This window comes from Dialister sp. (assembly GCF_051885895.1).
Classification (GTDB): Bacteria; Bacillota; Negativicutes; order Veillonellales; family Dialisteraceae; genus Dialister.
The window spans coordinates 1-2,334 of the sequence record NZ_JBJEXP010000048.1 but is presented as its reverse complement, the minus strand read 5'-3'; the positions used below and the strand labels follow the sequence as shown (position 1 = coordinate 2,334).

Below are 2,334 nucleotides of genomic sequence, written 5' to 3'. Positions count from 1 at the left end.
CCCTTTTCCATCCGCCTATCCTGCTCATAATGGCGGAAATGTCATAGGAATCCTGCTTCCTCATGCGGGCAGGATCCAGGCCGAAGCATTCGGCATAGATTTCCATATGGGTGACGGTGTCACGGATCATGGTGCCTGACCGGTCTGTCAGATCTTCCGCACTGGAAAGAAAGGCCCTCCGTTCGGTGAGGTCCATCCGGCTCCACTTTCCGGGCAGTTTGATATCCAGATATTTCCGCACCAGTCCTTCCCGGTCATCCGCCTCCATGGCGGCCTGCTGCTGTTTCCGGGCAGCGGAAAGGAGCTCTTTTTCAAGGTAGAGCGGCTCCTTCGCTTTCCATATGGCCATGGCTTCCGCCCAGATCTGCCCGATTTCCTCTTTCTGCAGATGCCAGGGCTTTCTCTCCGTATCTCCTCTGACTGACACGGGCCAGAATCTCCTGTTGCCGGTGATGTCACGCAGAAAGCCGTTCTCGGCGTTGGTGGTGCCTACGATGATGCACTGCCGGGGATGGCTTTCCACGGTGATGCCGTAGCTGGCCCGGTATTTGTCGTCCCTTCTGGAAATAAAGGATTTCACGGTTTCAATATCCGCCTTTTTCATGCCGGCCAGTTCGCCCAGCTCCAGAATGAAATAGCCCTGCAGTTTTTCCGCCGCCGCTTTGTCCCTCATGTCGGTCAACGTAAGGGAGTCGGAGAACCACACTCCCCCGAGACGCGAGAACAGGGTCGATTTCCCTACCCCCTGCATTCCGTTGAGGATAAGGACAGAATCGAATTTCACGCCCGGTTTATGCACCCTGGCTACGGCGGCGGCCAGGGTCTTTCTGGTGACGGCCCTGGTATATTCGCTGTCTTCGGCGCCCAAATAGTCGGTCAGCAGCGTTTCTACTCGCTTTTTGCCGTCCCAGGCCGGAAGAGAGGCAAAGTAATCACGGATGGGATGAAACTGGCGCTCGCTGGCCACGGTAATGAGGGCGTCTTTGGATTTCATGGGTGCGTAAATGCCATAGCGGCTGGAAATGTAGGAATTGAGCTGGGACATGTCGTTGTCCGACCAGCCCTGCTTGATCCGGGGCCATGGAAGAGAGCCTCTCACATCTACGGAGTCGGTGAGAAGGTTGTAGGCAATGGCAGACAGCTTTTCATCCATGCGGAGGATGGTCAGGAAATTGGTGAGACAGTTGTCCACGGTGCCGTCGGATTTGAATTTCAGCCGGGCGGTCATCGCCTTTTTCCCCTGTTCCTTTCTTTGGGGTACTGCCTTGAAATCCGCTTCCGCTTCCTTTTCTTTCGCCCGAAGGATTTCTTCCTTGACTCTCTCGTCTTTCCCTGCCAGGTCAATCATGGCCTTATAGGAGGGAAGTTTTGTCACGGCGGTATCGCTGTCCATGGAACTGTCCAGATGGGAAAAGCGGTGCAGCCGCACGGCGTCAAAGGCATTGAGCAGCCTGCCGCAGAGAGGATCGGTGGCATGGAAGGAAATCATGAACTTTCCCTCGTAAATCACTACGCCTGCCGACGAATCGGCCGGTTTGTAGTCATAGCGTCCGGGGATAACAGATGGTTCGTATACATCGGAAAGAAATGTCCTGATGGCCTCATCCATGGGCCATGCCCGGCAGAAAGCGCCTATGAGTCCCTTTTTTCCACAGGGATCCTCCGCTTTCCGGACATCCGGTGACACAGGACATTTTCCCTCCGGCATGGGCCAGGCGGATACGTCCTGCCAATCCCTGTACTCCTTCAGTACATCATCGGGATCCAGCAGCTCCTTTTCCTGTCCTTTGGCGATATACTCCCCATCCTTTGATACAGATCCCCAGTACATGAGACGCTCCGGTTCAAAAGTGGTCGGGTCAAAAAGCTCCATCCCCAGCTGCTTTGCCACCATCCGTGAAATGGCTCCATATTCTGCAGCACTTACATCCCGTGAAAGCGGAATGACCACCCGCAGCCGCGGCTTCTCCGCGCTGCTCCTATGGGTGGAATATACAAAGCAGGTACATGGCAGCTTACCCATAACAACCGATACAATCCCCGGACGTCCGTTATCCATGTCAAGCGTAACAAGAGAACGGCACAGCACATGGCTTTTCTTCCGAAGCCCGTCTTTCAGCTTCCCGCCTACAAAACCGCCTACGTCCTTCACATCCGCCTGCTGCGCCCGCGGCATATTCCGGTACTCCGCCATGGTCTCCCCTGTCCTCACCGGCCGGCTCATCCGCTCCACCAGCTCAGGCCAGGTCATAGACCGGTTTTCCCAGATTTTCACTTTACGGCTGGAAGCTAAGGCTATTTGATAGGTTCTTTCCATGGTGACGTCCTTTCTGT

General features: G+C 55.2%; 1 protein-coding gene. It reads right to left on the bottom strand.

Annotated elements, in window-relative coordinates; all coding sequences use genetic code 11:
• Window positions 1-2,275: VapE domain-containing protein (locus ACI4N7_RS04295; RefSeq protein ID WP_439732133.1), on the bottom strand; the 2,275-nt coding region annotated here is incomplete at its 3' end.
• Window positions 2,276-2,334: the final 59 nt, after the last annotated feature.